Origin of the sequence: Kitasatospora sp. NPDC101801, from assembly GCF_044766665.1 — a bacterium.
Classification (GTDB): Bacteria; Actinomycetota; Actinomycetes; order Streptomycetales; family Streptomycetaceae; genus Kitasatospora.
In genome coordinates, this window is sequence record NZ_JBIWML010000007.1 from 100,763 (window position 1) to 122,696 (window position 21,934).

Sequence of the window (21,934 nt, forward strand, 5' to 3'; positions counted from 1 at the left end):
CGATCACCGTGCAGGGGCCGGCGTCGCCCGCGCGGCGGAGCCGCACAGCAGCAGAGCCCCCGAGCCCCTGACCGTAGCTGCCGAAGCACCTGCCAAAAGCTCAGCGTCGCCTCGGCGGCGGAGCCGTGCGTCAGCGGTCGATGGCGTCGGTGCCGTGGTGGAGGGCTGCGCGGTCGGCGGCGGCGCGGCCCTCGTGCCAGCCGTGGGCGTTGCTGATCCGGACCCGCTGGGTGGTGAGCTTGGGGAACATCTCGCCGAGGGCGTGGTCGACGGCCTGTTCGCGGGCGGCCAGCGCCGGGAGCAGGCGCTCGTCGGGGACGAGCTGCTCGCTGCTGCCGTCCGGGTTGAGGTGCCGGCCGGCCGCGGCTTCGCGGGTGGTCTCCTCGGTGGCGGTGGCCAGCCGCTCGCGGATCCGGGCGGCGTACGCGATCAGGAAGGACTGCCGGAACGACTTGGTCCTGGCCGCGCCCTCCTTGTGGTGCCGGCTGCCGGCCCGGTGCATGGTGGCGGTCGCCTGGACCAGCAGCGAGGTGTAGAGCAGCTCGACCGCGTCCAGGTCGGAGTCGAAGCCGACGATGGTGCAGAAGCCGAACTCCTTGGCCCAGACCGTGCGGCAGCGGTTCGCGGTGGCCACCGCGTCGAGCAGCATCGCCTTCGGGCTCTCGTACGGGTTGTCCACCCCGATCCGGAGGGCGCCGGGGGTGTCCCGGGAGGGCTGGCCGACGGTCAACAGGGCCTCGTCGATGGAGTGCTGGGCCACCAGCTGCTGGGCCTTGGCGGTGAGTGCCTCGGCTTCTTCGGGGAACTCGGTGGACTCGGCCTTGGCGAGCAGCGCCCGGATCCGGGACAGCATCCGGGGCTCGCCGGGCAGCGGTCCGGTCGACCGGTACACGGTGGCCCGGCCGGGGGTGGGGCCGACCGGGGTGACCGGCGGGAGCTGCGCCCAGAGCCGGTTCAGCTCCAGCACGGCGGTGGCCAGCGCGAACCGGTCCAGCCGGTGCCGGGTGGCGAACTCGGTGAGGTAGGTCTCGTCGCCGGACCACCAGAGCTCGACGGCCAGCTCGCGCAGCTGCTCGTGCCAGCGCCGGTCCAGGGTGGCCGCCGGGTGCCGGCGGTTCTCGGCGGCGATCAGGTCGACCGCCAGCGGCTGGTGCACGGTGCCGAGCTCGCGCCGGACCAGCCGGACCAGGTCGGCGGGCCGCCAGCCGATCGCCCAGGCGCGGGTGACGGTGCGCTCGGTCTCGGCCAGCAGCGCCCGGCTGACCTGGGGCCAGTCGGCGGCCGCCAGCATCGAGGCGGCGGTGTCGAGCGCCAGGTCGAGGGTGTCGGGGAAGGCGGCGACGACCTGGGCTGCGGCCTGGGTGACCAGGGCTTCGGCGGCGGACGGCTGGGCCACGGGGGATCGCCTCGAGAAGTTGGGGGTTGAACTGGCAATGATGCCCGAGCCCGGGACGGTCCGGGCTCGGGCATCGGGTTCAGCGGTCGATCGGGCCGGTGCGCGGGGGCCTCACCGCTCGATCGCGGTGGCCAGGATCTCCGGCAGCCGGTCCAGCAGCCGCCCGGCGGCGAACCGGGTGCCGGCCAGGGCCAGCAGCAGGCCGTAGCCGAGGCCGACGGGCAGCAGCACCCAGCCCGGCAGGGCGAGCATCAGCAGCGCCACCGGGGCGGTGATCGCCGCCACCCCGAGCATCGAGCCGAAGGTGTTCAGCGCCACCAGGCCGCTCTGGCCCGGGGCGGCGTTCCGCATCGGGCTGGAGTCGGCCGGCATCGCGTACGGTGCCAGCACGCTGAGCAGCGCGCCCAGGCCGACCCCGGCGCCGAGCGCGGCGTAGGTCAGGCCGAGGGCGGGGAGCAGCTCGCTCCACTGCCCGGTGGCGGCGGCCAGCACCAGGCCGAGCAGGGTGCTGACCGGCGCGGCGTACGAGACCACCGCGTAGGCCCGGCCGCGCAGCTCGTCCCGGGCGTCGGCGGGGGTGGCCAGGGTGCTGGAGACCATCCAGAACGCCGAGCCGTCCATGCCGAACAGGTTGACCATCTGCAGGCCGAGCATCAGCCCGGCCATCACCACCACGTACACGGTGCCCCAGCCCTGGACCACCGAGAGCACGCAGAACACCAGGGTCATCCCGATGCTGGTGAAGACCGCCGCCTTGGCCCGGGGCTCGCGCCAGGCGTACCGGAGGTGACGCTGCATCACCGCGCCGACCCGGCCCTCGGGGAAGAGGTTCCGGGTGGACCGGCCGACCGACTTGGTGGCGATCAGGGTGGACGAGTCCGCAGTGACCATCAGGTCCTGCAGGCTCCGTCGCCACCAGCGCAGCAGCAGCACCAGCAGCGCGCCGGTGGCGGCCAGCTGGAGCAGCGCCAGCGGCACGGAGTCCCCGGCGGTGCGCGCCGAGTCCAGTGCGCTGACCGGCGGGATCCAGCGCAGCACCGAGGCGAACGGCTTCAGCGGGGAGAGGTCGAGGCCCGACTCCCCGGCCCGGCCGAAGACGCTCTGCGAGGCGAGGTTGCCGACCTGCACCAGGACCGCGAACAGCAGGCCGCCGAAGATGGCGAAGTCCTTGCCCCGGCGGCTGGAGAGCAGCTTGGCGTTCCCGGCGGCGACCGCGCGGGAGAGGGTGACCAGGCAGGCCACCGTCAGCGGCACGCCGAGCACGGCGAACGGGACCGACACCGCCCCCGCGGCGGCGGCGATCCCGGCGCCGGTCAGCAGCACCAGCGCGATCACCGGTCCAGGACCGATCAGTGCGGCCAGCAGGGTGCCGCGCAGCAGCGGGCCCGGCCGCAGCGGCAGCATGGTGAGCCGGGTCGGGTCCGAGCTCTCGTCGCTGCTGAACAGGAAGAGCGGCAGCGCCGCCCAGCCGATCACCAGCGAGGTGGTGAGCATCACGGTGGCGTCGGCGGCGCCGTCGTGGCCGTGCAGGAAGGCGAAGCCGGTGGCGATCGCGGCGGTGAACAGCAGGCCGACCACCGAGCCGATCACGTACAGCGCCCGGCGGCCGGGGCTGCGGCGCAGACCGTTGGCGAGCAGCCGGAGCTTGAGCGAGACCAGGGTCCGGACCACGACCCGGTCGGCGGGGAGGCTCATCGGGCCTCGCCCAGCCAGTCCAGGCTCTGCTCGTCCTGCTCGCGGACCCCGATCAGGTCCAGGAAGGCGGTGTGCAGCGAGCGCTCGCCCCGGACGGTGTCCAGCGGGCCCTGGGCGATCACCTGGCCCGCGTTTATCACCGCGACCCAGTCGCAGAGCTGCTCGACCAGCTCCATCACGTGGCTGGAGAAGACCACGGTGGAGCCGCTGGCGGCGTACCGCTTGAGCACGCCCCGGATGGTCTGCGCGGAGACCGGGTCGACGCCCTCGAAGGGCTCGTCCAAGAACAGCACGTCCGGGTTGTGCAGCAGGGCGGCGGCCAGGCCGATCTTCTTCCGCATACCGGTCGAGTAGTCGGCGACCAGCTTGTCCGCTGCGGCGGACAGGTCGAGCACGGTCAGCAGCTCCTCGGCCCGGCGGTCCACCTCGGCGCCCGGCAGGCCGCGCAGCCGGCCGTTGTACTGGAGCAGCTCGCGCCCGCTCAGTCGTTCGAACATCCGCAGCCCCTCGGGCAGGATGCCGATCCGCGCCTTCACCCCGACCGGGTCGGTCCAGACGTCGGCGCCGTGCACCAGCACGGTGCCCTGGTCCGGCCTGAGCAGGCCGGTGACCATCGAGAGCGTGGTGGTCTTGCCCGCCCCGTTGGGGCCGACCAGGCCGATGAAGGAGCCGGCGGGCAGGTCCAGGGTGAGTCCTGCGACCGCGGCGTGGTCGCCGAAGCGCTTCCACAGGTTGTGGATGCTGACGGCAGGTGTCATGTGGGTACTCCTGTTGGTACGGATGTGCGGTCAGCTTCGCAGAGGTGGGGCGGCCGGCGGCACCCCGCTGGAGACGGGTGTTCTGCTCCGATCGGGTGGATCTGCAACTGACGCGGTGTGCCGTTCGTCATGCACCATGAGAGTCCGTCAGGAAGGTGGGCCGGGATGAGCATGCAGTCATGGGGACCGCAGCAGCCGCAGCCGTACGGCGCAGGTGCGGGCCAGGGTGCGATGCGCGCCGGGCACACCGACCGCGAGCGCGCGGTGGACGTGCTCAAGGCCGCGTACGCCGAGGGCCGGCTGTCGGCGAACGAGTACAGCTCCCGGTTCGACGGGGTGCAGCGGGCCAAGACGTACGGTCAGCTCGCCTACCTGGTCTCGGACCTGCCGGTCGGTCCGGCCGTGCTGCCGATGGTCGGGCCGATGACCGGACCGCCGATGATGATGCAGCCGGTGTACGCGCCCCGGCCGCGGAACAACCCGCTGGCGGTCGCCGCCCTGGTGCTGGGCCTGCTCTGCGTGCCGAGCTTCGGGCTGTTCGGCATCCCCGCGGTGGTGACCGGGCACCTCGCCAAGAGCCAAATGCGCGGCAGCGGCGAGGAGGGCGACGCGATGGCCACCACCGGGCTGGTGCTCGGCTGGCTGTCGGTCGGCGGCTGGGGGCTGCTGATCCTGCTCGGTTTGCTCGGCAGCGTCGCCTGAGGTATGCCGGAAGGACCCCTCCGCGCGGGCCGAGCTGCGGTGTTGCATTTGTTTTGACCGGCGCCGATGCGCTAGGTACGCTCTGATCTGTGCCTGGGGTGTCCCCGGGTCCTTGTGCGTGCCAGCAGACCGGCCGCCGTACCCGGAGTGGTCACCACTCCGTGAGCGCCGCCGCTGCACATCGGCTCATGGATTCCGCCCTCGTCAGAGGCTCAACACACCCGACCGCGTGGGTCGGACGTTGGGGTCACCGCAGGTTAGTTTTACGCAGCCTTGGCACACAGAAAACGGAGAAACGGTGCCTACGATCCAGCAGCTGGTCCGAAAGGGCCGGCAGGACAAGGTCGAGAAGAACAAGACGCCCGCGCTGAAGGGTTCCCCTCAGCGCCGCGGTGTTTGCACGCGTGTGTACACCACCACCCCGAAGAAGCCGAACTCGGCGCTTCGCAAGGTGGCCCGTGTGCGCCTCACCAGCGGGATCGAGGTCACCGCCTACATTCCGGGTGAGGGCCACAACCTGCAGGAGCACTCCATCGTGCTGGTGCGCGGTGGCCGTGTGAAGGACCTTCCTGGTGTCCGCTACAAGATCATCCGCGGCTCGCTCGACACCCAGGGTGTCAAGAACCGCAAGCAGGCTCGTAGCCGCTACGGCGCCAAGAAGGAGAAGTAAGAAATGCCTCGTAAGGGTCCTGCCCCGAAGCGCCCGGTCATCATTGACCCGGTCTACGGCTCGCCGCTTGTGACCTCGCTGGTCAACAAGATCCTGCTGCACGGCAAGCGCTCCACTGCCGAGCGGATCGTCTACGGCGCCCTCGAGGGTGTCCGTGAGAAGACCGGTGCCGACCCCGTGGTCGCCCTCAAGCGTGCGCTTGAGAACGTCAAGCCCACCCTTGAGGTGAAGTCCCGCCGCGTCGGTGGCGCCACCTACCAGGTGCCGGTCGAGGTCCGCCCGGGCCGCGCCAACACCCTGGCGCTGCGCTGGCTGGTCGGCTACTCCCGCGCCCGTCGTGAGAAGACCATGACCGAGCGTCTGCTCAACGAGATCCTCGACGCCTCCAACGGCCTCGGTGCGTCCGTGAAGCGTCGCGAGGACACCCACAAGATGGCCGAGTCCAACAAGGCCTTCGCGCACTACCGCTGGTAGTCCAACCCCGTCACTAGACAGAGAGAGAACGAGCCACCATGGCTGCAACCTCCCTTGACCTGGCCAAGACCCGGAACATCGGGATCATGGCCCACATCGACGCGGGCAAGACCACCACCACCGAGCGGATCCTGTTCTACACCGGTGTCTCGTACAAGATCGGTGAGGTCCACGATGGCGCTGCCACCATGGACTGGATGGAGCAGGAGCAGGAGCGCGGCATCACGATCACGTCGGCCGCGACGACCTGTCACTGGACCCTCGACGGTGTCGACAACACCATCAACATCATCGACACCCCGGGTCACGTGGACTTCACCGTCGAGGTGGAGCGTTCGCTCCGCGTCCTCGACGGTGGCGTGACGGTGTTCGACGGCGTTGCCGGTGTCGAGCCCCAGTCCGAGACGGTGTGGCGTCAGGCCGACCGTTACGGCGTCCCGCGCATCTGCTTCATCAACAAGCTGGACCGCACGGGCGCGGACTTCTACTTCTGCGTGCAGACCATCGTGGACCGCCTCGGCGCCACCCCGCTGGTCATGCAGCTCCCGATCGGCGCCGAGGGTGACTTCACCGGCGTCGTCGACCTGGTGAAGATGAAGGCCCTGGTCTGGTCCGCGGACGCCCCCAAGGGCGAGATGTACGACACCGTCGACATCCCGGCCGACCTGGCGGACAAGGCGGCCGAGTACCGCGAGCAGCTGCTCGACACCGTCTCGAACGTCAGCGACGAGGTGATGGAGCTCGCCCTCGAGGGCGAGGACATCCCCGAGGAGCTGCTGGTCGCGGCGATCCGCAAGGGCACGCTGAACTCGGACTTCACGCCGATCTTCTGCGGCTCCGCGTTCAAGAACAAGGGCGTCCAGCCCCTGCTCGACGCGGTCGTCAAGTACCTGCCGTCGCCGATCGACATCGAGGGCATCGAGGGCACCAAGCCCGGCGACGACTCGGTGAAGATCACCCGCAAGCCTTCGGACGACGAGCCGCTGGCCGCGCTGGCGTTCAAGATCATGTCCGACCCGCACCTCGGCAAGCTCACCTTCGTCCGGGTTTACTCGGGCCGCCTCGAGGCCGGCACCGCCGTCCTCAACGCGGTGAAGGGGCGCAAGGAGCGCATCGGCAAGATCTACCGGATGCACGCGAACAAGCGTGAGGAGATCGACTCGGTGGGCGCCGGCGACATCGTCGCCGTCATGGGTCTCAAGCAGACCACCACCGGCGAGACCCTGTCCGACGAGAAGCACCCGGTCATCCTGGAGTCCATGGACTTCCCGGCCCCGGTCATTCGCGTCGCGATCGAGCCGAAGTCGAAGGGTGACCAGGAGCGTCTGGGCACCGCGATCCAGCGGCTGGCCGAGGAGGACCCGTCCTTCCAGGTCAACACCGACGAAGAGACCGGCCAGACCATCATCGCGGGTATGGGCGAGCTGCACCTCGAGGTGCTGGTCGACCGTATGAAGCGTGAGTTCAAGGTCGAGGCCAACGTCGGCAAGCCGCAGGTCGCCTACCGCGAGACGATCCGCAAGGCCGTCGAGCGCATCGACTACACGCACAAGAAGCAGACCGGTGGCTCCGGCCAGTTCGCGAAGATCCAGATCGCGATCGAGCCGATCGAGTCCGGCGAGGGCTACGAGTTCGTGAACAAGGTCACCGGTGGCCGCGTTCCGCGCGAGTACATCCCGTCGGTCGACGCCGGCTGCCAGGAGGCCATGGAGTTCGGCGTTCTCGCCGGCTACCCGCTCCAGGGCGTCCGCGTCACCCTGCTCGACGGTGCCTCGCACGACGTCGACTCGTCCGAGCTCGCCTTCAAGATCGCCGGTTCCATGGCGTTCAAGGAGGGTGCTCGCAAGGCCAGCCCGGCCCTGCTCGAGCCGATGATGGCCGTCGAGGTCACCACGCCCGAGGACTACATGGGCGACGTGATCGGTGACATCAACTCTCGCCGTGGCCAGATCCGGTCCATGGACGAGCGTCACGGTGCCCGCGTCGTTTCGGCGCTGGTGCCGCTCTCCGAGATGTTCGGCTACGTCGGTGACCTGCGCAGCAAGACCTCTGGTCGCGCAAGCTACTCGATGCAGTTCGACTCGTACGCCGAGGTTCCGCGGAACGTGGCGGACGACATCATCGCCAAGGCCAAGGGTGAGTGACGTCCCGCCATCGGGATGTTCGTAAACCCTTAGGCTATTAGGAGGCGAACCTGAGGGATCCGTCCCGGATCCCTCAGGCTTCCTCCGCCCCCACCCGCGGGACGGCACGCTCCGTGCCAAACCCGATCAAAGACCAACTGACGTCAGCACGGCGTACAGAACTGTCCTCAGGAGGACTGCAGTGGCGAAGGCGAAGTTCGAGCGGACGAAGCCCCACGTCAACATCGGCACCATCGGTCACATTGACCACGGTAAGACGACCCTTACCGCGGCCATCACCAAGGTGCTGCACGACGCGTACCCGGAGATCAACCCCTTCACGCCGTTCGACCAGATCGACAAGGCGCCGGAGGAGCGGCAGCGCGGTATCACCATCTCGATCGCGCACGTCGAGTACCAGACGGAGGACCGTCACTACGCCCACGTCGACTGCCCGGGTCACGCGGACTACATCAAGAACATGATCACCGGTGCCGCGCAGATGGACGGTGCGATCCTCGTCGTCGCCGCCACCGACGGCCCGATGCCGCAGACCAAGGAGCACGTGCTCCTGGCCCGCCAGGTCGGCGTTCCGTACATCGTCGTCGCGCTGAACAAGTCCGACATGGTGGACGACGAGGAGATCCTGGAGCTCGTCGAGCTCGAGGTTCGTGAGCTGCTCTCCGAGTACGACTTCGACGGCGACAACCTCCCGGTCGTCCGCGTCTCGGCGCTGAAGGCGCTCGAGGGCGACAAGGAGTGGGGCGAGAAGCTCCTCGGCCTGATGAAGGCTGTCGACGAGAACATCCCCACCCCGGCGCGTGACGTCGAGAAGCCGTTCCTGATGCCGATCGAGGACGTCTTCACGATCACCGGTCGTGGCACCGTCGTCACCGGCCGCATCGAGCGTGGTGTCCTCAAGGTCAACGAGACTGTCGACATCATCGGCATCAAGGAGACCAAGACCACCACCACGGTCACCGGTATCGAGATGTTCCGCAAGCTGCTCGACGAGGGCCAGGCCGGTGAGAACGTCGGTCTGCTCCTCCGTGGCATCAAGCGCGAGGACGTCGAGCGCGGCCAGGTCATCATCAAGCCGGGTTCGGTCACCCCGCACACCGAGTTCGAGGCCCAGGCCTACATCCTGTCGAAGGACGAGGGTGGCCGTCACACCCCCTTCTTCAACAACTACCGCCCGCAGTTCTACTTCCGTACCACGGACGTGACCGGCGTCGTGACCCTCCCCGAGGGCACCGAGATGGTCATGCCGGGCGACAACACCGCCATGTCGGTCGTGCTGATCCAGCCGATCGCCATGGAGGAGGGCCTGAAGTTCGCCATCCGTGAGGGTGGCCGTACCGTCGGCGCCGGCCAGGTCACCAAGATCAGCAAGTAATTGCTGCTCTGACCTGCCTGCTCCACAGGCACACCGAGGGGCTCCGCACCGTCCGCGAGGACGTGTGTGGGGCCCCTCGGCCGTTCCTCCCCGCAGGGGCCGACCGGCGCGGCGGCCGCCGGATTCGGGCCGCTAGACTGAGCGCCCCACAGCCTTCGCCGGGTGCGAGGGTTGGTCGAGGCTTCTGAGCCCAACTCGCCGAAAGCTCTGGAATGACTTCTGCACCGATCCTGACGAAGCCGTCGCGCCTCCGGCGCCGCTCGCAGGAGGCATCCGGCCCTCGCCAGCGCCCCCGGCTGTACGCGCTCGACGGCATGCGGCTGTTCGCCGCCCTGTGCGTGCTCTCCTTCCACTGGACGGCGTACGTCGGAATCGCCGGGGTGTGGCAGGACGGGGTCACCCCGAAGCAGGTGCTCCCGGAGCTGAACCGGATGGCCGCCTACGGCTGGCTCGGCGTCGAGCTGTTCTTCGTCATCAGCGGCTTCGTGATCTGCATGAGCTGCTGGGGCAAGCGGGCCGGCGAGTTCTTCACCTCCCGGGTCGTCCGGCTGTACCCGGCCTACTGGGCGGCCATCGCACTCACCACCTTCGTGGTGCTGACCTTCACCAAGTTCGCCCGCTGGGGTGCCGACGAGGGCCTCGACCTGAAGACCGTCCTGGGCAACCTGACGATGCTCCAGACCCCGCTCGGTATGCGGCACGTCGACGGCGTCTACTGGACGCTCTGGGTCGAGATGCGGTTCTACCTGCTCTTCGCCATCGTGGTCGCGCTCGGCCTGACCTACCGCAAGGTGGTCGCCTTCTGCGGCATCTGGACGATATTCGCGGTGCTCGCCCCGCAGGCCCAGATCCCGCTGCTGACCACGTTCGCGATGCCGAACGAGTCGCCCTTCTTCATCGCGGGTATCGGGATGTTCCTGATGTACCGCTTCGGGCAGAACCTGCTGCTCTGGGGGATCGTCGGCTTCTCCTGGATCCTGGCGCTCACCCGGCTCACCTCGATCCAGACGATCTACGTCGGGGTGCTGAACCACCCCCTGTCGTGGAAGGTCATGGCCGGCGGGGTCACCCTCGCCTTCGCCCTGGTGCTCGCCGCGGCCCTGGGCCTGTTCAACTGGGTGCAGTGGAAGTGGCTGACCGTCGCCGGCGCGCTGACCTACCCGCTCTACCTGATCCACCAGGAGGCCGGGTGGACGATGATCCACTTCACGCTGACCCATGGGTTCGACGTCAAGTCCGCCCTGCTGGTGACCCTCGTCGCGGCCCTGCTGACCGCCTGGCTGATCCACCGTCTGGTGGAACGCCCGGTCTCCAAGCTGCTGAAGAAGGGGATGGACCGCTCGATGGCCACCCTCCGCCGGGTGTCCGACGAGCCCGCACCCGACAAGAAGTAACCCGATCGTCCCATTGACCACAGACGGGACGATTTGTGCAGTGGCCGCGCCCCGGCTGCTAGCCTGGCGCCCGGCTCCCGTTCCCGGTCCGCCCGGTGCTCCGACCCCGGCGGGTGGGTGACCCGGCCGCACAGCGCCCCGGCTCCGTGGTCGATCGGCCGAGGTGTGCGGGGGACCCCAGACTTGGCCGGACATCTGAGAAATAGGGACAGGCGAACAGCGATGTACAACGCAGCAGCACCGGCCGGCGGTACCGCGGCGCCCGCGCCCCTGTTGTCGGTCGTGATCCCGATCTACAACGAGCAGGAGGCGCTGCCGCTGACCGTCGAGCGACTGCGGCCGATCCTGGACGCGCTCGACGTCAGCTACGAGGTCGTCGGCATCGACGACGGCAGCACCGACGCGACACCGGCGATCATGCACAAGATCCGCCAGGACTGGCCGCAGCTGCGCATCGTCCGGTTCGCCCGCAACTCCGGCCACCAGGCCGCGCTCACCGCCGGCATCCACCGGGCCTTCGGACAGTACGTGGTCAGCATCGACGCTGACCTGCAGGACCCGCCGGAGAAGATCCCGGAGATGCTCGCGCTGGCCCGCGAGCAGAACCTCGACATCGTCTACGGGGTGCGCGGCGACCGCAACACCGACACCTTCTTCAAGCGCCGCACCGCGGGCGGCTACTACTGGCTGATGCGCAAGCTGGTCGGCAAGAAGATGCCCGCGCACGCCGGTGACTTCCGGCTGCTCAGCCGGGCCGCCGTGAACGCGCTCAAGTCGCTGCCCGAGCACCAGCCGGTCTACCGGCTGCTCGTGCCGTGGCTCGGCTTCAGCAGCGGCGAGGTCGTCTACGACCGCGAGGAGCGGGTGGCGGGCAGCACCAAGTACCCGCTGTCCAAGATGATCCGGCTGGCCCTGGACAGCATCACCAACTTCTCCGCCAGCCCGCTGCGGCTCGCCACCTGGCTCGGCGCGGTGAGCTTCGTGATCTGCTTCGGGCTCGCCGTCTACACCGCGATCGAGTACGCGGCCGGTGCCACCGTGCCCGGCTGGTCCTCGCTCTTCATCGGCATGCTCTTCATCGGCGGCGTCCAGCTGATCTGCATGGGCCTGCTCGGCGAGTACGTCGGCCGGATCTACTCGGCCGCCCAGGCCCGTCCGGCCTACTTCGTCGGCTACGACTCGGCGGACGAACTCCCTTCGGCCGCCACGGTTCCGGCTGCGCACTCGGCGAGGTGAGCCGGGGTGGTCCCGTGGCGGCGTTCGGACGGCCACGGGACGATCAGAGGGTCGCGGGGCACCCACGTGGCCGACCGCAGAGCTCGCAGGAGAACACGTAGCGATGGGCAGCACTGACAGCACCGCACCCGCTTCCGACGCGCGGTCCGCGTCCGGTCCCGCACACCGCCCGGAGCGGGCGCGGACCGAGGGCAGCGGTGCGAGAGCCGGTGCGCCGGCGTGGCGGTTCCTGCCGGCCCTCACCGCCTACCTCGTGCTGGTCGGGGTGCTGCTGGCCGCCGACACCTCGCCCGGCGACATCGCGCGCTACACCGGCTATGTCGCCTGGGGCGTGCTGCTGCCGGGCACCCTGGTCTTCCGGGCCCTGCGCCGGCGGCCGTACACCCTGGTCGAGGACCTCGCGTTCGGTGCGGTCACCGGCCTCGTCCTGGAGCTGCTGGCCTGGGCGGTCTTCATGGCGGCGGGCATCGAGTCGGTGATGCCGGCCTGGCCGCTGCTGGTGGCCGTCCCGTTCGCGGCGGTGCCCCGGCTGCGCCGGCACTGGCGGCCGCGCGGCTACCTGGCCTCCTCGCTCGGCTGGTCCTGGGCGGTCGCCGGGACGGTCGCCGTCAGCAGTGGCTACCTGTACGCGGTGTTCCTGCGGAAGTACCCGGTGGTCCCGGTCGAGGGGCACGCCAACCAGTACGTCGATCTGCCGTACCTGCTGTCGCTGGCGGGCAACGCCAAGCACAACTTCCCGCTGACCTTCCCGCAGGCCGCCGGCGAGCCGCTGCACTACCACTGGTTCACCTTCGTCCACATGGCGATGACCGACATGGTCGGGCACATCGACCTGGCCGTCGTACAGATGCGGCTGATGGTCCCGGCGCTGGTGGCGCTCACCCTGGTGATCACCGCGGTGGTGGCCCGGCGGCTCACCGGCCGCGCCTGGGCGGGGCCGGTGGCGGCGGTGCTGGTCTTCCTGATCGGCGACTTCAACGCGATCTACCCCAACAACGTCCAGAACTGGACCTTCGGGGCACCCGCGGTGCCGCTGATGGCCTGGGCGAGCCTCTCGCTGACGTACAGTCAGCCGCTGCTGATCGCCCTGATCGGCGTGGTCGGCGACGCGCTGCGCGGCCGGCGGGAACGTGCCGACGGGGAGGCCCCCGGGCTGGGGCGCGGGGTGTTCGTGCTGACCGCGATGTTCGCCCTGGCCTCCAGCGCGGCCAAGGCCAGCTCGCTTCCGGTCACCGTCGCCGCACTGGCCTTCGCGGGCCTGATGGTGCTGATCGGCACCCGGCGGATCCCCTGGACCGTCGTGGGCCTGGGCGCGATCCTCGGGGCGGTGCAGCTCTTCGCCACCGCCGTCCTGTTCAGGTTCGAGAGCTACGGCCTGCAGGTCGTGCCGTTCGGCAACGTCGAGCGGTACTGGGCCGACCCGCTGGGCACCCGCAGTACCACCGCCCAGGCCGCGGTGGTCGCCCTGACGCTGGTGGCGTACCTGCTCAACCACCAGCTGCGGATGGTCGGCGCGATCCCGTTGATCTGGCGCCGACGGCTGAGGATGGACCCCGTCCAGTGGTTCCTGCTCGGCGGTGCCGTCGCCGGGCCGGCCGTGTACCTCGTGGTGAACGGCTTCAACGCCAGCTACTTCACCCTGGCGGGGATCCCGTTCGGTGTCCTGCTGTCCGCCTGGGGGTACTGCGAGGTCTTCGAACGGGCGGCGCTCTCGACCCGGGCCAAGGTGCTGCTCGTGGTGGGCACCCTCTCCTTCACCGCCCTGCTGACGGTGGCCGTCTACCGGTACGCCGACGACTGGGCGACCTTCGTCCTGAAGCTGTTCGACGACGGTACGGGGGCCAAGTCCTACTCGGTGCTGCTGCCCGCGCTGGGCGCGGCGGCCGCGCTGGCCGCGATCGCCGCCGTGCTGGGCCTGCTGTGGCGGGGCGCCGGACGGCTGCTGCCGGGCCTGCGCCGACGGGGCGGGGTCGTGCTGCTCACCGCCGCCCTGACGGCGGGGGCCCCCACCCTGGTGCTGGACGTCGCCCAGACCTCGCAGAGCGAGTGGATGGGGACGGCGCTGCTGCCCGCGGAGCAGGTCCAGGCCGCCCGCTGGGTCCGCGCGCACAGCAGCCCCTCGGACGTCCTGGCGACCAACAGCCACTGCCGGTCCTTCGACGACTACGGTGTCCCGGGTGAGGTCTGCACCAACAACGCGCAGTCCTTCTGGCTCAGCGGCTACTCCGAGCGCTCGGTGCTGGTGGAGGGGTGGGCCTACTCGCCCCGGCTGATGTCGGAGCAGTCGAACGCCTTCTGGGACCTTCCGCTGCTCAAGCTGAACGAGGACGCCGTCTACGCCCCGACGGCGGAACTGCTGCACCGGCTGCACGCCGAGCACCATGTCCGGTACCTGGTGGTGGACCGCAAGGTGCACCCCGAGTCCGCCCTGCTGAAGTCGCTGGCCCGGCCGGTGTACGACAACGGCCGGGTGGCCGTGTACGAGCTCTCCTGATGGCACCCGCCCACACCCCAAGCGAATCGGTGGCTCCTCCCATGCTCCCTCTCGACGAGTCGGCCCCCGCGCCGCAGGCCGGTCCGGGCGCCGGTCCGCCCGGGACGATGAAGCGTCAGCTCCCGGCCTTCCTGATCATCGGGGTCCTGAGCACCCTCTTCTACCTGCTCCTCTACGTGCTGGCCCGTCAGGTCGTCGACGCGCAGCTGGGCAATCTGATCGCGCTGCTGGTCAGCGCGGTGGCCAACACCGCGGCCAACCGCCGCTTCACCTTCGGCATCACCGGCTCGGAGGGGGCGCTCCGGCACCAGCTCCAGGGCGGGGTGGCCTTCGTGATCGGTCTCGCCCTCAGCAGCGGGGCGCTCGCCCTGCTCGAGCTGGCCGCGCCGGACGCCTCCCGGGCGGTCGAGGTGGGGGGTCTGATCGTGGCCAACGGCCTGGCGACGCTCGTCCGGTTCCTGCTGATGAAGGTCTGGGTTTTCAAGTCCGACTGACGGTCCCGAATGGCTCGCCCGATTCCCGGGCCGGTGGCCCCGGAAGCCCCGGAAGCCCCGGAAGCCCCGGCAGTGGGCCTCGATCGCTCAAGTACCATGACCGATGGCCATCGGTCATCCGTGGATCGGATCATCCGACCGGGCCGGCGCGGCAGTGGTGGAAATCAGACCCGGCCGTGATGAGAACGACACTTATTTCGCGTATGGGTATTCAAGGAAACGGTGGGGACATGTCAAGTCAGCTGCTGCAGCCGGAGGAACGCTCCGGCGTCCCGCCGCTGGGTTCGGCACCGGGTCGAGGGGCGCGCGGACGGCGGTGGGCACTGCTGGCCGGTGCGCTGGCCGCCTCCTGGGTCCTCCCCGTCGTGCTCGACGCGCTGAATCTGGACATCGTCCTGATCCCGGTCTTCGTGCTCGGGGTGGCGAGCCTGCTGCGGGTCGGCGGCGGACTGCTCGACCGGCTGGTCATCGCCACCTTCGTGCTCTGCGGCGGGCTGCTCGCGTTCGGTCTGGTGCTGTCGCTGTGGCCGTGGGGGATGCAGCCGGTGCCGACCTCCGGGGTGATCCTCTCGGTGCTCAGCATCGCGTCCTGGGCGAGCGGCCGGGCACCCCGGCTGCCGCTGCGCTTCCGGGTCTCCGACCTGGTGATCCTCGGGACCGGCGCGTTCGTCTGGCACTACATCCACCACCCGCTGGTCGGGCGTTCGGTGATCGGGCGGCTTCCTTTCGCGCTGTCGATCGAGGACCGAATCGTCCATTTCTCCATTTTCGACGCGATCCACCAATTCGGTGGATTTCTCTTTTTCCACCAGGACGCCGCCAAGGTCCTGGTGCCCACGCCGACCGAGGCGGTTTATCCGCAGGGTTCGCATTTCCTGCTGGCCTGGTTCGACATCTTCGTCCGGTCGGACACCGCGACCGGTGACCCGGGCACCGCGTACGGCCGCTACTACGTCTACGTGCTGGCCTCGTTCGCGATCCTCTGCGCCCTGGTCGTCTGGGGGGCCCGCTGGATCGGCGGCCCGCGGCTGACCGGCTGGCGGACCGCCGCGGTCTGCACCGTGGTGGCCGGTCTGACCGTCGCGAGCCCGCTCGGGGCGATGGTGAAGACCGGCTTCGACTCGCAGATCGCGGGCGTGATGTTCCTGGCGGTGGCCATACCGCTGATCGTCCGTCCGGCGATGAGCTGGGCCACGTACGCGGCAGTGTCGGTGGCCGCGCTGATCACGGTGGCCTACACCTACAACATCCTCGCGGCCTTCGTCGGCATAGCGCTGGTGATCGCGGCCTGGGTGTACCGCAGGCGCCAGGCCCGGCACCGCTGGGTGCTCTACGCGATCCAGGCGGCCGGCTGCGCGGTGGCCCTGCTGCCGAGCGTGATGTCGGTGATGGGCACCTTCGACGTCGAGGCGCAGGCCCAGGCCCGGGGCATGCTGCTGCCGTTCGACCGGTCGCTGACGGTCGGTCTGGCCCTGCTGATCGCGGTGGTCTTCCTGGTGGCCGGCCGACGGCGCACCGGCGTCGGGATGACGCTGCTGGGCACGGTGGCGGGCGGCGCCCTGGTGCTCGGGGTGTTCGGGGTCTGGCAGATGCGGACCATAGGGACCCTGCCGTACTACTTCGAGAAGCTCGCCACCGGTGGCTTCGTGATCTGCCTGCTCGGGCTCGGTACGGTCGGGACGCTGCTGCGCCCGCTCGGTCCGTGGACCACGGCGTTCCGCAAGCGCTGGTGGGTCGAGGGCGTCGCCTCGGTAGCCGCGTTCGCGGCCGGGCTGAGCCTGTTCGCGGGCATCCAGTGGGGCGTCCCGTCGGTGAACTCCGGTCCGACCGCCTGGTCGGCCAGCTCGTTGGCCGAGTGGAGCAAGGAGAAGGGCGGGAACCTCGCCCCGTACACCACGGCCCTGGCCACCCGGGACATCGCACGGGTCGAGCCCGGCACCCCCGTGGTCACGCTCTACTCCAACGACGCCTACCTGAACTGGAAGCTCAGCTTCTTCGCCACCACCCTGGTCCACCGGGGTGGCCTGGCGGCCAAGTACCCCGACCTGTTCAACGTCTACATCGGCGGCGCCCCGGTCGACAAGGCCCAGTACGAGAACTCGCTCGCCTCGCTCAAGAAGGCGATCGAGCTGATGCCGGCCGAGGACAGGAAGGTGTCCGTGCTGGTCGCGGACGCCAGGACGGCCGACGACCTCCGCCGTGACCTGGGGTCCCTGAAGGACCGGACCGTCACGGTGCTGCACACGCCGATCCAGGGCTGAGCACGACCGAACGGGCCGTGGGCCGGGGCAGCCGCCCCGCCCCACGGCCCGTTCTGTTCTGTCGGTGCGTCAGGCGACGGGCGCCGACCGCACCTGGGCCTGCCAGAGCGAGTCGACGGACTCCCGCATGCTGCGCCGCGGGGCCCAGCCGAGCCGCTCCCGGGCGGCGGTGACGTCGAGCTGCTGCCACTCGGTCTCCGGGCCGGCGCCGGCCGGGGCGGGGACCTCGGTGATCTCGGTGGGGACCCCACTGACCTCGATCAGCAGCTCGACCCACTCGCGGGCCGAAGTGGCGGTGCCGGTACCGATGTTGAGCACCGGCGGCAGGCCGTCGGCGGTCGCGGCGGCGAGCACGGCGTCGATGGTGTCGGTCAGGTCGACGAAGTCGCGCTGCGCGGTGAGCGGGGCCAGCGACAGCTCGGCGGTGCGCCCGGCCAGCCGGGCCTCGTCCAGCTTGGCGGCCATCACGCCGAGCAGGCTGTGCCCGGGCTGTCCGGCGCCGACCACGTTGCCCAGCCGCAGGGTGACGGCGTCCAGCCCGTCCGCCAGCACGGCTCGCGACACGGCTTCGGTGGCGGCCAGCTTGAGCTTGCCGTACTCCATCACGGGTGCCGCCGGGCCGTCCTCGGGCTGGCTGGTGCCGATCGGCGCCATGCCGTACTCGTGCACGGTGCCGAGGTGGATCAGCCGGGCGGGGCGGGCCATCGCGCCGATCGACTCGATCAGCCGGTCGACCAGCACCACGTTGGCGACGTGCATCTGCTCGTCGTTCAGGCCCCACATGCCGCCGGCCGCGTTGACGACGAGCTCGACCCGCTCCCGGGTGAGCAGCTCGGTGAGCTCGGCCGGGGCGGTGGAACCGAGGTCGAAGGCCACGAAGCGGCCGGGCGCGGGGACGGCGGGCTCGGTGCGGGCGATCGACAGGACCTCGTGGCCGAGCTCGGCGAACCGGTCGCCGAGCACCCGGCCGATGAAACCGGAGCCACCGAGGACGGCTACGCGGGCCGGGGCCCCTTGCGGTGCGGACATAGCGGGGGTTGCTCCTAGCGGGAGAGGGTCAGCGGGGCCGGGAGGTGGTCGAGGTGACGTTGCGCAGCAGCGTCTTCGCGCCGTCCCACTGGCCGGCCCGCAGGGCGCCCGGCACCAGCGTGAGGGCGTGGATGCGGGCGGAGAGGTGTAGTCGGGAGGCCTTGGCGGCGCGGGTCCAGCCCTGCTCGTCGAGCCGGTCGGCGACGTCCAGGAAGTAGCGCCGGGCCTCGGTGAACCGGGTGCCGCTGTACGCCGACTTCGAGGAGATGCTGACGGTGTGCCGGCGGTACTGGAAGCAGCGGGTGTCGTCGACGATCATCTGCTCGCCCGCCTGCAGCAGGTCGATGACCAGGGCGAGGTCCTGGATGATCTCCAGGTTGTCCCGGAAGCCGGTCTTCCTGATCGCCTCGGTGCGCCAGCAGATCGCCGGGAAGTAGAGCCAGTTGCCGCGCAGCAGGCTGACCGCGAGCTCCTCACCGCCCATCAGGATCCGGCCCTGGTCCCTGGGCGCGTAAATCCGGCGCTTGGCCTCGTCCGCCAGGGTGTGGCTGGGCTTTCCGGCGCTGTCGATGACCTCGACGCCGGGCTGCACCATCGCGGCACCGGGGTGCGCGGCCAGGGCGGCACGGATGGTGGCGACGTAGTTGGGCAGCATGATGTCGTCGGTGCCCATGAAGACCAGGTACTCGTGCTCGGCCAGGCCGAGGCACTTGCGGTAGTTGCCGGTCACCCCGAGGTTCTGCTCGTTGCGCTGGTAACTGACCCGGGGGTCGTCGAGCTCCGCGAACCACTCGGGGACGCCGGGCTCCTTGCCGTCGTCCACGACGGTCAGCCGCCAGTCGGGGTCGGTCTGCGCGAGCACGCTGCGGACGGCGGCCTGCATCAGCGCGACGTCCCCGTAGTACGGGAGGAGCACATCCAGAGTGGTCATGGTGGGGCACATCCGCTGGTCGAGGTCGTGGCGGGGGCATGCTTGCCGGCCCGGTCGCCGCGCAGGGGTCACCGGCGGCGGGGGCAATCATACTGAGACCGCCCGGCACATGGTGGACGGCGTCGCGTCGCCGGGGCCCGCACCTCACCGGCTTCTCGTCGGTCGCCGATGCTCCGCAGGGACTCCCTCCTCGGCGCCGCCGAGGCACGCACCCCAACGCCGCTCCTTCATCCGCCCACCATGTGCCGGGCGGTCTTGTCGCCCCTACCACCCGCGCCGCCCGTCGGACGCGGTACGCCCCGCGCCGGGCGGACTTGGCGCGGGGCGTGCGGGCGTGCGCCCAGCGCCGGTCAGGCGTTGCGCAGGCTCTCGGTGAAGTCCTGGCAGGCCCGGTAGTCGGGCAGCAGCCCGGAGGCGAGCGCCTCGGCGAGCGACGGGGCGGCGGCGTCCCGGGCGGACAGCTGGGGGCTGTCGGCGGGCCACTCGATGCCGAGGTCGGGGTCGAGCGGGTGCACGGAGTGCTCACCCGTGGGGTTGTACGTCTCCGAGCAGACGTAGGAGAGCGTGGCGTCGTCGCTCAGCGCGCAGAACCCGTGGCCGAGCCCCTCAGAGATGTAGACCGAGCGGCGGTCCACCTCGTCGAGCCGGACGCCCTCCCACTGCCCGAAGGTGGGGGAGCCGACCCGCAGGTCGACGATGATGTCCAGCACCGCGCCGCGCACGCAGCTGACGTACTTGGCCTGGCCGGGCGGGACGTCGGCGAAGTGGACGCCGCGCACCACGCCCCGGGCCGAGACGGACAGGTTGCCCTGCGCCATCCGGAGCGGGTGCCCGACGACCTCGGCGAGGCGGTCGAAGCGGTACCACTCCATGAACAGGCCGCGCGGGTCCCCGTGCAGCTGCGGGGTGACCTCGTAGGCGCCGCCGATGGACAGCTCGCGGAACTTCATCGGGCGCTCTCCTCGTCGAGCAGGGCGACCAGGTAGTCGCCGTAGCCGCTCTTGCGCAGCGGCTCGGCCAGCTCGCGGAGCTGCGCCGAGTCGATCAGCCCGGCCCGCCAGGCGGCCTCCTCGATGCAGCCGATCTTGAAGCCCTGACGCTCCTCGATCACCCGGACGAACTCGGAGGCCTGCACCATCGAGACGAAGGTGCCGGTGTCCAGCCAGGCGGTGCCGCGGTCGAGGATCGTCACGTGCAGCTCGCCGGCCTGGAGGTACGCCTCGTTGACGGCGGTGATCTCCAGCTCGCCGCGCGCGCTGGGCTCCAGCTTGCGGGCGATCTCGACGACCTGGTTGTCGTAGAAGTAGAGGCCGGGCACCGCGTAGCGGGACTTCGGCTGGGCCGGCTTCTCCTCCAGCGAGAGCACCTGGCCCTGCTCGTCGAACTCGACCACGCCGTACGCGGACGGGTCCGCCACCGGGTACGCGAAGACCCGGCCGCCGACCGGGGCGGTGTGCTGGGCCAGGCGGGTGCCGAGGCCGCTGCCGTGGAAGATGTTGTCGCCGAGGATCAGCGCCACCGGCTGGTCGCCGATGAAGTCGGCTCCCAGCACGAACGCCTGGGCGATGCCCTCGGGCCGTTCCTGGACCGCGTACTCGAGGTGCAGGCCGAACTGGGAGCCGTCGCCCAGCAGGCGCTGGAACTGCTCCTGGTCCTGTGGGGTCGTGATGATCAGGATCTCGCTGATGCCCGCCATCACCAGGGTGGAGAGCGGGTAGTAGATCATCGGCTTGTCGAAGACCGGAAGGAGCTGCTTCGAGACGGCTCGGGTCAGTGGCCACAGTCGTGAGCCGGTGCCGCCCGCCAGGAGAATTCCACGCATGACGGCAGCTTATGTGAGATGCGGACGGGGTCGCTGGCCTGGGGTAGGTGCCCGACGGGGCGCGGGTAGACTGCCCCCACTATGCGCATCCTTGTGACCGGCGGCGCCGGCTTCATCGGTTCAGAGTTCGTCCGCCAGGTACTCGGCGAGGACGCCTCGGCCCAGATCACCGTCTTCGACAAGCTGACCTACTCGGGCGTCGAGGCCAACCTCGCGCCCGTCGCGGGCCACCCCGGGTACGCCTTCGTCCAGGGCGACATCTGCGACGCGGACGCCGTCGACCAGGTGATGCCCGGTCACGACGTGGTCGTCCACTTCGCGGCCGAGTCGCACGTCGACCGGTCGATCGAGGGCGCGGGCCCGTTCGTGCTGACGAACGTGGTCGGCACCCAGGTGCTCCTCGACGTGGCCCGCAAGCACGGGGTCGCCCGCTTCGTCCACGTCTCGACCGACGAGGTCTACGGGTCGATCTCGGAGGGCTCCTGGACCGAGGAGTGGCCGCTCGCGCCGAACTCGCCGTACTCGGCCTCGAAGGCCGGTTCGGACCTGTTGGCGCTGGCCTACCACCGCACCCACGGCATGGACGTCGTGGTGACCCGTTGCTCCAACAACTACGGGCACTACCAGTTCCCCGAGAAGGTCATCCCGCTCTTCACCACCAACCTGCTGGACGGCAAGAAGGTGCCGCTGTACGGCACCGGCGGCAACATCCGGGACTGGCTGCACGTCTCGGACCACTGCCGCGGCATCGAGCTGGCCATGCGCAAGGGCCGGGCCGGGCACGTCTACAACATCGGCGGCGGCACCGAGATCACCAACAAGGAGCTGACCGGCCTGCTGCTCGAGGCGGCCGGGGCGGGCTGGGACATGGTCGAGCCGGTGGCCGACCGCAAGGGCCACGACCTGCGCTACTCGCTCGACATCAGCAAGATCAGCGAGGAGCTGGGCTACCGGCCGCAGGTCCGCTTCGAGGACGGCCTCGCGGCCACCATCGCCTGGTACCGCGAGAACCGCGCCTGGTGGGAGCCGCTCAAGACGAAGGCCGAGCTCGCCGGATGA

The 21,934-nt window shown here is 70.1% G+C and carries 18 protein-coding genes; 11 read left to right on the forward strand and 7 right to left on the reverse strand.

Annotated elements, in window-relative coordinates:
- Positions 1-130: 130 nt before the first annotated feature.
- The 3 genes from ACIRPK_RS12025 to ACIRPK_RS12035 form a co-directional block, all read right to left on the reverse strand.
- The gene (locus ACIRPK_RS12025; RefSeq protein ID WP_403036615.1) at positions 131-1,396 is read right to left on the reverse strand and encodes a DUF2786 domain-containing protein; all 1,266 of its coding nucleotides are present in this window, start codon (positions 1,394-1,396) and stop codon (positions 131-133) included.
- A 111-nt stretch (positions 1,397-1,507) separates the two neighbouring features.
- Positions 1,508-3,091, reverse strand: coding sequence for a transporter (locus ACIRPK_RS12030; RefSeq protein ID WP_403036617.1), 1,584 nt, complete (start codon positions 3,089-3,091; stop codon positions 1,508-1,510).
- Complete coding sequence (locus ACIRPK_RS12035) at positions 3,088-3,849, reverse strand: ABC transporter ATP-binding protein (protein WP_057231379.1); 762 nt, start codon at positions 3,847-3,849, stop codon at positions 3,088-3,090. Before ACIRPK_RS12035 ends, ACIRPK_RS12030 begins: the two co-directional genes overlap by 4 nt.
- A 165-nt stretch (positions 3,850-4,014) precedes the next feature.
- Here ACIRPK_RS12035 and ACIRPK_RS12040 point away from each other — a divergent pair, with 165 nt between their 5' ends.
- The 10 genes from ACIRPK_RS12040 to ACIRPK_RS12085 all read left to right on the forward strand — a co-directional run bounded on the left by ACIRPK_RS12040 (position 4,015) and on the right by ACIRPK_RS12085 (position 17,093).
- On the forward strand, positions 4,015-4,551 hold the full coding sequence (locus ACIRPK_RS12040; RefSeq protein WP_403036620.1) for a DUF1707 and DUF4190 domain-containing protein: 537 nt from the start codon (positions 4,015-4,017) through the stop codon (positions 4,549-4,551).
- A gap of 298 nt (positions 4,552-4,849) precedes the next feature.
- On the forward strand, positions 4,850-5,221 hold the full coding sequence (gene rpsL, locus ACIRPK_RS12045) for a 30S ribosomal protein S12 (RefSeq protein WP_014144289.1): 372 nt from the start codon (positions 4,850-4,852) through the stop codon (positions 5,219-5,221).
- Between the two features lie 3 nt (positions 5,222-5,224).
- Positions 5,225-5,695 carry a 30S ribosomal protein S7 gene (gene rpsG / locus ACIRPK_RS12050; protein ID WP_030457432.1) on the forward strand — a complete coding sequence of 157 codons (471 nt, stop codon included), beginning with the start codon at positions 5,225-5,227 and terminating at the stop codon, positions 5,693-5,695.
- 38 nt (positions 5,696-5,733) lie between these two features.
- Positions 5,734-7,839 carry an elongation factor G gene (fusA, locus tag ACIRPK_RS12055; RefSeq protein ID WP_403036623.1) on the forward strand — a complete coding sequence of 702 codons (2,106 nt, stop codon included), beginning with the start codon at positions 5,734-5,736 and terminating at the stop codon, positions 7,837-7,839.
- A 181-nt stretch (positions 7,840-8,020) separates the two neighbouring features.
- Positions 8,021-9,214, forward strand: a complete 1,194-nt coding sequence (gene tuf / locus ACIRPK_RS12060) for an elongation factor Tu (protein ID WP_403036626.1) — start codon at positions 8,021-8,023, stop codon at positions 9,212-9,214.
- A 212-nt stretch (positions 9,215-9,426) separates the two neighbouring features.
- Positions 9,427-10,608 carry an acyltransferase family protein gene (locus ACIRPK_RS12065; protein ID WP_403036629.1) on the forward strand — a complete coding sequence of 394 codons (1,182 nt, stop codon included), beginning with the start codon at positions 9,427-9,429 and terminating at the stop codon, positions 10,606-10,608.
- Positions 10,609-10,830: 222 nt separating this feature from the next.
- Positions 10,831-11,844: a glycosyltransferase gene (locus tag ACIRPK_RS12070; protein ID WP_403036632.1), complete on the forward strand. Its 1,014-nt coding sequence runs from the start codon at positions 10,831-10,833 to the stop codon at positions 11,842-11,844.
- Between the two features lie 103 nt (positions 11,845-11,947).
- Positions 11,948-14,338 (forward strand): hypothetical protein, encoded by a 2,391-nt coding sequence (locus ACIRPK_RS12075; RefSeq protein ID WP_403036635.1) that lies wholly within the window; start codon positions 11,948-11,950, stop codon positions 14,336-14,338.
- Positions 14,339-14,379: 41 nt separating this feature from the next.
- Positions 14,380-14,832 (forward strand): GtrA family protein, encoded by a 453-nt coding sequence (locus tag ACIRPK_RS12080; RefSeq protein ID WP_403036638.1) that lies wholly within the window; start codon positions 14,380-14,382, stop codon positions 14,830-14,832.
- Between the two features lie 230 nt (positions 14,833-15,062).
- Positions 15,063-17,093, forward strand: a complete 2,031-nt coding sequence (locus ACIRPK_RS12085) for a hypothetical protein (protein WP_403036641.1) — start codon at positions 15,063-15,065, stop codon at positions 17,091-17,093.
- 69 nt (positions 17,094-17,162) lie between these two features.
- Here the strand turns inward: ACIRPK_RS12085 and ACIRPK_RS12090 are convergent, their stop codons facing one another.
- The 4 genes from ACIRPK_RS12090 to rfbA all read right to left on the reverse strand — a co-directional run bounded on the left by ACIRPK_RS12090 (position 17,163) and on the right by rfbA (position 20,875).
- The gene (locus ACIRPK_RS12090; protein WP_403036644.1) at positions 17,163-18,122 is read right to left on the reverse strand and encodes an NAD-dependent epimerase/dehydratase family protein; all 960 of its coding nucleotides are present in this window, start codon (positions 18,120-18,122) and stop codon (positions 17,163-17,165) included.
- Between the two features lie 28 nt (positions 18,123-18,150).
- Entirely contained in the window at positions 18,151-19,053 is a 903-nt protein-coding gene (locus tag ACIRPK_RS12095; RefSeq protein WP_403036647.1) for a glycosyltransferase family 2 protein, read from the reverse strand.
- 350 nt (positions 19,054-19,403) lie between these two features.
- A complete protein-coding gene (locus ACIRPK_RS12100) occupies positions 19,404-20,003 on the reverse strand; it encodes a dTDP-4-dehydrorhamnose 3,5-epimerase family protein (RefSeq protein ID WP_403036650.1) in 600 nt (199 codons plus the stop codon).
- The gene (gene rfbA, locus ACIRPK_RS12105; protein ID WP_403036653.1) at positions 20,000-20,875 is read right to left on the reverse strand and encodes a glucose-1-phosphate thymidylyltransferase RfbA; all 876 of its coding nucleotides are present in this window, start codon (positions 20,873-20,875) and stop codon (positions 20,000-20,002) included. Before rfbA ends, ACIRPK_RS12100 begins: the two co-directional genes overlap by 4 nt.
- 81 nt (positions 20,876-20,956) lie before the next feature.
- On the opposite strand from rfbA, the gene rfbB reads away from it, so the two are divergent.
- Positions 20,957-21,934 (forward strand): dTDP-glucose 4,6-dehydratase, encoded by a 978-nt coding sequence (gene rfbB / locus ACIRPK_RS12110; protein WP_403036656.1) that lies wholly within the window; start codon positions 20,957-20,959, stop codon positions 21,932-21,934.

Excerpts from the sequence above, each read along its gene's own strand:
- ACIRPK_RS12035 (WP_057231379.1), bottom strand. The coding sequence starts at position 3,849 with ATGACACCTGCCGTCAGCATCCACAACCTGTGGAAGCGCTTCGGCGAC.
- ACIRPK_RS12095 (WP_403036647.1), bottom strand. The coding sequence starts at position 19,053 with ATGACCACTCTGGATGTGCTCCTCCCGTACTACGGGGACGTCGCGCTG.
- ACIRPK_RS12085 (WP_403036641.1), top strand. The coding sequence starts at position 15,063 with ATGTCAAGTCAGCTGCTGCAGCCGGAGGAACGCTCCGGCGTCCCGCCG.
- rpsG (WP_030457432.1), top strand. The coding sequence starts at position 5,225 with ATGCCTCGTAAGGGTCCTGCCCCGAAGCGCCCGGTCATCATTGACCCG.
- rfbB (WP_403036656.1), top strand. The coding sequence starts at position 20,957 with ATGCGCATCCTTGTGACCGGCGGCGCCGGCTTCATCGGTTCAGAGTTC.
- ACIRPK_RS12090 (WP_403036644.1), bottom strand. The coding sequence starts at position 18,122 with ATGTCCGCACCGCAAGGGGCCCCGGCCCGCGTAGCCGTCCTCGGTGGC.
- ACIRPK_RS12080 (WP_403036638.1), top strand. The coding sequence starts at position 14,380 with ATGCTCCCTCTCGACGAGTCGGCCCCCGCGCCGCAGGCCGGTCCGGGC.
- ACIRPK_RS12040 (WP_403036620.1), top strand. The coding sequence starts at position 4,015 with ATGAGCATGCAGTCATGGGGACCGCAGCAGCCGCAGCCGTACGGCGCA.
- ACIRPK_RS12100 (WP_403036650.1), bottom strand. The coding sequence starts at position 20,003 with ATGAAGTTCCGCGAGCTGTCCATCGGCGGCGCCTACGAGGTCACCCCG.
- rfbA (WP_403036653.1), bottom strand. The coding sequence starts at position 20,875 with ATGCGTGGAATTCTCCTGGCGGGCGGCACCGGCTCACGACTGTGGCCA.
- ACIRPK_RS12070 (WP_403036632.1), top strand. The coding sequence starts at position 10,831 with ATGTACAACGCAGCAGCACCGGCCGGCGGTACCGCGGCGCCCGCGCCC.
- fusA (WP_403036623.1), top strand. The coding sequence starts at position 5,734 with ATGGCTGCAACCTCCCTTGACCTGGCCAAGACCCGGAACATCGGGATC.
- ACIRPK_RS12075 (WP_403036635.1), top strand. The coding sequence starts at position 11,948 with ATGGGCAGCACTGACAGCACCGCACCCGCTTCCGACGCGCGGTCCGCG.
- ACIRPK_RS12065 (WP_403036629.1), top strand. The coding sequence starts at position 9,427 with ATGACTTCTGCACCGATCCTGACGAAGCCGTCGCGCCTCCGGCGCCGC.
- ACIRPK_RS12030 (WP_403036617.1), bottom strand. The coding sequence starts at position 3,091 with ATGAGCCTCCCCGCCGACCGGGTCGTGGTCCGGACCCTGGTCTCGCTC.